The organism is Vulcanococcus sp. CPBay_Sum15L08_68 (assembly GCF_017855895.1).
Lineage (GTDB): Bacteria > Cyanobacteriota > Cyanobacteriia > PCC-6307 > Cyanobiaceae > Vulcanococcus.
Map to the genome: position 1 here is coordinate 1 of NZ_JAFMFX010000085.1, position 6,188 is coordinate 6,188.

The following is a 6,188-nucleotide window of genomic DNA, read 5'->3' on the forward strand; positions in this document are numbered from 1 at the left end:
ACGATCGGGCTGGTGCCCAGGGCCAGGGCATTGCGCAGCTTGTCCAGCCAGTCGAGCTGCGGCGTGGTGAAGAAGGCCTTCAGGCCGTTAAAAGGTGCGCCGAGGGCAAAGCGGAAATCCAGCTCCCGCAGATCCCCACCCGAATTGACGAACAGGTGGGTGTGGTCCTTGGGCAGCAGATTGTCGATCGCCCCAACCTTGCGCAGCAGGGCGAAGAGATTGGCGTAGTTAAAGAAGAAGACGTGCAGGCCCATCTCAATGTGGTTGCCGCCGTCATCCACCCAGCTGCCGACCTTGCCGCCCATGAACGGGCGCGCCTCATAGAGGTCCACCTGGTGGCCAGCCTCCACCAGATCCACCGCCGCCGCCAATCCGGCCAGACCCGCACCCACGATGGCGACCCGCACCCTTGTTCTCCCACGAATGGGGTGACTCTATGGAGACGGGCGTCTCGGCAGGGGGAGGAGAGCCTCCATACAGTGGGGGCATAGGCATGGCCCCGATGACCAGCGAGACCGCCACTCCAGTCGCGACCCACACCGGCAAGGACGGCAAGGGAATCCTGATCACCGAGCCGGCGATGAAGCAGCTGGCGACCCTGCTTCCGGCCCAAGGGGAGGGGAAGGTGCTCCGCGTCGGCGTGCGCTCCGGCGGCTGCAGCGGCATGAGCTACACGATGGATTTCATCGATGGCAGCGAGATCCGCGAGGACGATGAGCGCTACATCTACGAGCCCAGCGGCGCCCCCAGCTTCACCGTGGTGAGCGACCCCAAGAGCCTCCTCTACATCTATGGGATGCAGCTGGACTTCTCCAGCGCGCTGATCGGTGGTGGCTTCAACTTCACCAACCCCAACGCCACCCAAACCTGCGGCTGCGGCAGCTCCTTCGCGGTCTGATCCCCCTCGGGTGCGAATCTGAGCTCACGAAACGGCACGCCCTCCGCCATGACCGCCACTGACGCGCCCTCTCTGTTTGAGCAGGCCCTGAAGAGCTACAACGAGGGCGCTCCGCTGTCTGAGGTGATCGCCAGCTTCCAGGAGATCACCCAACAGGACCCTCGGCTGTCTGCGGGCTGGACCTGCCTGGCCTGGCTGCAACTGCTGGACAACCAGGCGCAAACGGCCCTGCGCTCGGCCCGGATGGCGGTCAAGCTCAACCCCCAGGACCCCCAGGCCCGGATCAACCTGAGCCTGGCGATGCTCGAGAACAACGTCAAAGGCGTTCGAGAGCACATCGAACTGGTGCAGCGCGTGCGGCTGATGGCCCCTGAGATCGGCGAAGAACTGGACAACTCCATCGCCGATGGCCTGGCCCGTCGCCCCGACTGGCAGGCCCTGCAGAAGGTCAAAGCTTGGCTGCACGGTTGATGGATCAGCAGGGTCAGCGGCGCGTTCTGCTGCTGAGCAACGGCCACGGCGAAGACCTCAGCGGCGCCCTGATCGGAACAGCGCTCCAACAGCAGGGCTGCAGCGTTGAAGCCCTGCCCCTGGTGGGCCACGGCCAGGCCTACGTCCAGGCGGGCATCACCACGCGGGGGAAGACCCGCGAATACAGCACTGGAGGCCTGGGCTACACCAGCCTGATCGGACGCATCACCGAGGTCGTGCAAGGGCAGGTGCTCTACCTGCTCAGCCGGCTACTGCTGCTGCTGCGCATTGGCCATCGCTACGACCTGATCCTGGTGGTGGGCGATGTCATCCCAGTGCTGGCGGCCTGGTTGAGCCGCAGGCCGATGGCGACGTACCTGGTGGCCTACTCCAGTCACTACGAGGGACGCCTGCAGCTGCCCTGGCCCTGCGGAGGCTGCCTGAAGTCCAAGCGCTCGCTGGCGATCTACAGCCGCGATCAGTTGACCGCCAGCGACCTCAGTGAACAGCTACAGCGGCCGGTGCAGTTTTTTGGCAACCCCTTCTTTGATGGGGCCCTGGGCGCCAGCGAAGGCCTCGCCGGTGCCCCGCGCCAGCGGCTGGGGCTGCTGCCCGGCAGCCGCCTGCCGGAGGCCCTGCACAACCTCGAGCTGATGCTGCGGGTGCTCGAGCGCCTGCCTGAAGCCCTGCGTCCGCCGCAACGGCTGGGATTACACGCTGCCCTGGTGGGGAAACTGACGCCCCAGGAGGTCGCCCCCCTGGCCAGTCGCCTGGGCTGGCGTCTGGAGCTCGAGAGCAGCAGCCGCTGCAGCCTGCAGCGGGGCCCCTTGCACCTGCAACTGGAATGGGGGCGCTTCGCCGCCGTGATCCAACAGTGCGACCTGCTGCTCTCGATGACCGGAACCGCCGCCGAGCAGTGCGTCGGGCTGGGCAAGCCGGTGCTGCAGCTCGTCGGAGAGGGGCCGCAATTCACCGAGAACTTCGCGGAGGCCCAGCGGCGTCTGCTGGGGCCGGGACTGTTCTGTGCCCCCGGCAGTGGGGGAAGCGAGGCGCAACTGCGGGGCACCGCTGAGCTGCTGGAGCAACTGCTGAACCGGCTGCTGAGCGATCAGCGCTGGCATGAGGAACTGCGGCAGCTTGGCGAGGAGCGGATCGGCAGCGGCGGCGGTGCCGCCAAGATGAGCGCTGATTTGTTGGAGCGTCTGGCGCAGCGCCATGGCTGAAGCGACCCCACCCAGCACCGGCCAACGCCTCAAGGGCTATCTGGATGCGGTGCTGGTGGCGGACGTCTTCGTGGTGATCGCCGGCGCCATCTGGTTTGGGGTGGCGGTGGTCTGCCACAGCCGCGGCATTGAGGCGCCCCTGAACCTGTTTCAGACCCTCTGGGAGCCGCTCTTCACCCCAGCCATCGGACTGCTGATGGGAGCGGCGATCCTCAGCGGGATCCTGGGCTGGGCGCTCAAGTGGTGGCGCGCTCGAGAGCAGCGCTGAGCTCCCCGTCTTCAAAGACAAAACCCTGCTGCTGCAGGCGCTCCGGCAGGACCTGCTGACCTTCGAGCACCACCTTGGCGCCATCGCCGAGCAGCAGCTGCAGGATCGGCGCTGGCACCGGCAGCAGGCTGGGGCGCCCGAGGGCCTGACCGAGGGCCGCCGCGAAGCGGGCCATGCTGCAGGGGGCTGGGGCCACCGCGTTGTAGGCGCCTTGATAGGCGGGATTGGCCAGGGCCTCGGCGATCAGGCGGCAGAGGTCCTGGCGGGTGATCCAGCTCATCCACTGCTGGCCGTTGCCAATCGGTCCGCCAAAGCCCATCCGGAAGACCGGCAGCATCTTGCCCAGGGCACCGCCGTCGGCGCCGAGGACAATCCCGATCCGCAGAATCACCACGCGAGCAAAGCTTGAGGCCGCCTCGGCTTCCTTCTCCCAGGCCTGGCAGAGACCGGCCAGGAAGTCACTGCCCGCGGGGCTGGTTTCGCTGAAGCGCCCGGTCTCGCTGGTGCCGTAGTAGCCGATGGCCGAGCCACTGATCAGGGTCTTGGGGCGCTGGCCTTCGGGGAGCGCCTGCATGGCAGCCACCAGGGCACGGGTGGTGTGGATGCGGCTGCTGCTGAGCAGGGCCCGGTGGGCGTCGCTCCAACGCTTCTCGGCGATGGGCTCACCCGCCAGGTTGATCACCGCCTCACTGGAGGCCAGGGCCTCTTGCACCGCGGGCAACTGCCAGGTGGCCGCCTGAGCGGGGTCCGCCTGAAGACGCTGCAGTTGGGGGGACTGCACGGCCGCCAGAGGTGCACTGGAGCGGCTGAGCAGCACCAATTGATGGCCCGCCGCGAGCAGCTGCGGCACCAGGGCCCGGCCCACAAAACCACTGCACCCCACCAGCAGAATCCGCACGCGCCCAGAGCCCTTGAACTGGGGCCAAGGCTAGGGACCCTCTGGATCTCCGAGCGGGAACTAGCCTGGCGGCTACCCGACCTCATTGCCATGGCCGAAGCGCCCTCCATCAAGAAAGGGGCCCTGGTGAAGGTGAATCGCGCGGCCTACGGCGGCAGCCTGGAGTCCAAGGCCAGCGACACCACCGCTCCGAATTACCTCTTCGAGGGCCCGGCTGAGGTGCTGCTGGTGCAGGGGGACTACGCCCAACTGCGCTATCGCCGTCCGGTGCCCGATGTCTGGCTGCGGCTGGATCAGCTGGAAGCCTTCAACTAAAGGTCCAGTCGCCGGCGCTCCGCCTGCAGCCGCGTGCGCCGTTGCTTGGCTTCCCGCAACATCTCGCGGCCGTCGTGGAGGTAGTTGTCGACGTAGCCCATGGTGTAGCGCTCCAGTTCGACCACGGCGTCTTTGACCTGGGAGAGGCAGTGGTAGACGCTCAGGCTGAAGCCCTGGGCTGAGGCCGGTGCGGCCATGGAGCGATAGAGCGTCTCCACCTTCTCGAGCTTGGCCTGGCTCTGCTCGAGGTAGCTGCAGAAGGCCTCCATCAGCTGGTCGTCGTAGGGGTCGGCCGAGAGCGCCTTGAATTCAGCAGGGAAGGGATTGATCACCTGACCCAGCAAGCGGTCGATGGGGCCGTAGACCGTCTGCAACCAGAGCAGCAGGGCCTCATCACCGCGGGCTGATTCCGCCGTGGCCTTGCGGGCCGCCCGGCCCGCCGCTGCGGAGCGCACCGTGGATTCATGGCTGCTGACGACGCGGTGGCGGTCATGTTCAGCGCGGCGCTCCCGATCCCGCAGGACCTCCCAGGCCGCGTTGATCGCCAGGATCGCCTCTTCATCGCCCCCGGCATCGGGGTGGTGCTGTTTGACCAGGGCCCGGTAGGCCGCCTTGATCTCCGCGCCACTGGCTGAAGCCGCCACACCGAGCACCGCATAGGGATCGCGGGCGGACTGGGGCATGCATCTCAGGCCAGAGCTGCACCCATCCTTAAACAGCAAAAAGCCCCCCGCCAAAGGCGGAGGGCCAGGGGTGCTCTGAGGACAATCAGAAGCGGAAGGTGGTCATCACCAGGCCGCCAAAGACGTTGTCCTTGGCGTTGTACGCACCGCTGCTGGTGTTGACCTTGCCGTACTGACCGTCGAGGTTGTTGATGTAGTAGAGCGCCGGCTTGACCGAGATGTTGTCGGAGACCTGGTACTCGTACCACCACTCCCACATGGTGTTGGAGTCCATCGGGGTGCTGGCGCCAGCGACGGTGCCGATGGAGCCGCCGCCGTTGTCGCTCACGTAGGGGGCCTGACCGACGGCCATGCCGGCCTTGTTGCCCTTGCGCAGCGCATCGTTCCACTGCAGACCGACCATCCAGGACTGGGTCTTGGCCCAGTTGTCGGTGCGGTAGGGGATACCGCGGAAGGTGGCGTTCTCCGAGTTGGTGGAACCCCAGCCGAGGCTCACGGTCGGGATCCAACCGGTGTTCTCGGGGATCCAGTAACCGCTGACGCCATAGCTGTTGTTGGCGCCGGTGCGGCCGACATCGAAGCCGTAGGGGGTGGCGCGGTGCAGCTTGGAGTTCTGGGCATAGGTGTAGGCCGCAGCGATGGCGTAGTTACCACCGATCAGCGGGGTGTTCTGACCCAGGTAGCCCAACTGCGTCACCGAGACGCTGTTGGAGCCATTGGTCATGATGCCGCCGGTGCTGGGGTTGCCGTCGGACCCATCAGCGGAGACGTAGTTGCTGCTGATGGCGAGGCCCTTGATGCCAAGCAGCTTTTTGTAGGTGCCACCGAAGCCGGCGCCGAAACCGCTCTTGTTGTAGACGCCCGGTGAGCCCGCGCGGGTGAAGAAGTCCAGCAGACCCGGCTTGTAGACCGAGGGAACGCCGATGGCGAGCATGCCGGGGTCGTCAATCCGCACCCGAGCGCCGACGTTGAACTTGAGCTTCTCGCCCACAGGGAAGGCGTAGAAGAGACGGTTCACGCCAACAACGTTGGCACCAGCCTGTTCCTGGAAGGCCGGATCCAGCTTGAGCAGACCGTAGTTGTAGGCGCTTTCTTGGAAATTACCGGCACGCAAGAGGGTGCGCAGCAGGTCCTTACCGGTGAAGCTGGTGTCGAGATACAGGCGCTGGTCGTAGTTAAACGTGGTGGCACCACGATTCGCTTTTTTAAACGCCGTTGTGTAGGGAGTTCCTACATCACCAGCGGCCGTATTCGTGCCGGTGAAGCTATTCGCACCAACAACGAATCGAGTGAAACCACGCAGCTTGGTGGTGGTGGAGAACTGGGTCGCCTGCAGTTCACCAACCTTGGCCTCAAGGCCATCGACACGGCCGCGGGTGATGGCGAGCTCACGCTCGAATTCCTTCATCAGGCGCTTCAGCTCGTCGGTCAC

General features: G+C 65.9%; 9 protein-coding genes. 5 read left to right on the plus strand and 4 right to left on the minus strand.

The genetic code is table 11. The annotated features are described in order from the left end of the window. On the minus strand, window positions 1–407 hold a 407-nt coding region (locus QZ189_RS10320), incomplete at its 3' end, for an FAD-dependent oxidoreductase (RefSeq protein ID WP_296421707.1). Window positions 408–502: 95 nt separating this feature from the next. Between QZ189_RS10320 and QZ189_RS10325 the strand changes: the two genes are divergently transcribed. Genes QZ189_RS10325 through QZ189_RS10340 form a run of 4 tightly spaced genes read left to right on the plus strand, consistent with a single transcriptional unit; the run spans window position 503 to window position 2,860 of the window. After that, window positions 503–898, plus strand: coding sequence for an iron-sulfur cluster assembly accessory protein (locus QZ189_RS10325; RefSeq protein ID WP_010313238.1), 396 nt, complete (start codon window positions 503–505; stop codon window positions 896–898). A gap of 48 nt (window positions 899–946) precedes the next feature. Continuing rightward, window positions 947–1,369 carry a hypothetical protein gene (locus QZ189_RS10330; RefSeq protein WP_010313241.1) on the plus strand — a complete coding sequence of 141 codons (423 nt, stop codon included), beginning with the start codon at window positions 947–949 and terminating at the stop codon, window positions 1,367–1,369. Beyond that, window positions 1,369–2,592 (plus strand): lipid-A-disaccharide synthase-related protein, encoded by a 1,224-nt coding sequence (locus QZ189_RS10335; protein WP_247476941.1) that lies wholly within the window; start codon window positions 1,369–1,371, stop codon window positions 2,590–2,592. The genes QZ189_RS10330 and QZ189_RS10335 overlap by 1 nt, the downstream gene beginning before the upstream one ends. Further along, on the plus strand, window positions 2,585–2,860 hold the full coding sequence (locus tag QZ189_RS10340) for a hypothetical protein (RefSeq protein ID WP_010313244.1): 276 nt from the start codon (window positions 2,585–2,587) through the stop codon (window positions 2,858–2,860). Before QZ189_RS10335 ends, QZ189_RS10340 begins: the two co-directional genes overlap by 8 nt. Here the strand turns inward: QZ189_RS10340 and QZ189_RS10345 are convergent. Continuing rightward, entirely contained in the window at window positions 2,829–3,758 is a 930-nt protein-coding gene (locus QZ189_RS10345; RefSeq protein WP_296421708.1) for a TIGR01777 family oxidoreductase, read from the minus strand. The two genes, QZ189_RS10340 and QZ189_RS10345, sit on opposite strands and share 32 nt — an antisense overlap. Before the next feature lie 90 nt (window positions 3,759–3,848). Here QZ189_RS10345 and QZ189_RS10350 point away from each other — a divergent pair, with 90 nt between their 5' ends. Continuing rightward, entirely contained in the window at window positions 3,849–4,073 is a 225-nt protein-coding gene (locus QZ189_RS10350) for an NAD(P)H-quinone oxidoreductase subunit O (RefSeq protein WP_296421709.1), read from the plus strand. Here the strand turns inward: QZ189_RS10350 and QZ189_RS10355 are convergent. Then, window positions 4,070–4,756 carry a DnaJ domain-containing protein gene (locus QZ189_RS10355; protein WP_296419234.1) on the minus strand — a complete coding sequence of 229 codons (687 nt, stop codon included), beginning with the start codon at window positions 4,754–4,756 and terminating at the stop codon, window positions 4,070–4,072. The genes QZ189_RS10350 and QZ189_RS10355 overlap by 4 nt on opposite strands. Before the next feature lie 85 nt (window positions 4,757–4,841). After that, window positions 4,842–6,188 (minus strand): iron uptake porin (locus QZ189_RS10360; RefSeq protein WP_296421711.1); only part of this gene is annotated, 1,347 nt, incomplete at its 5' end.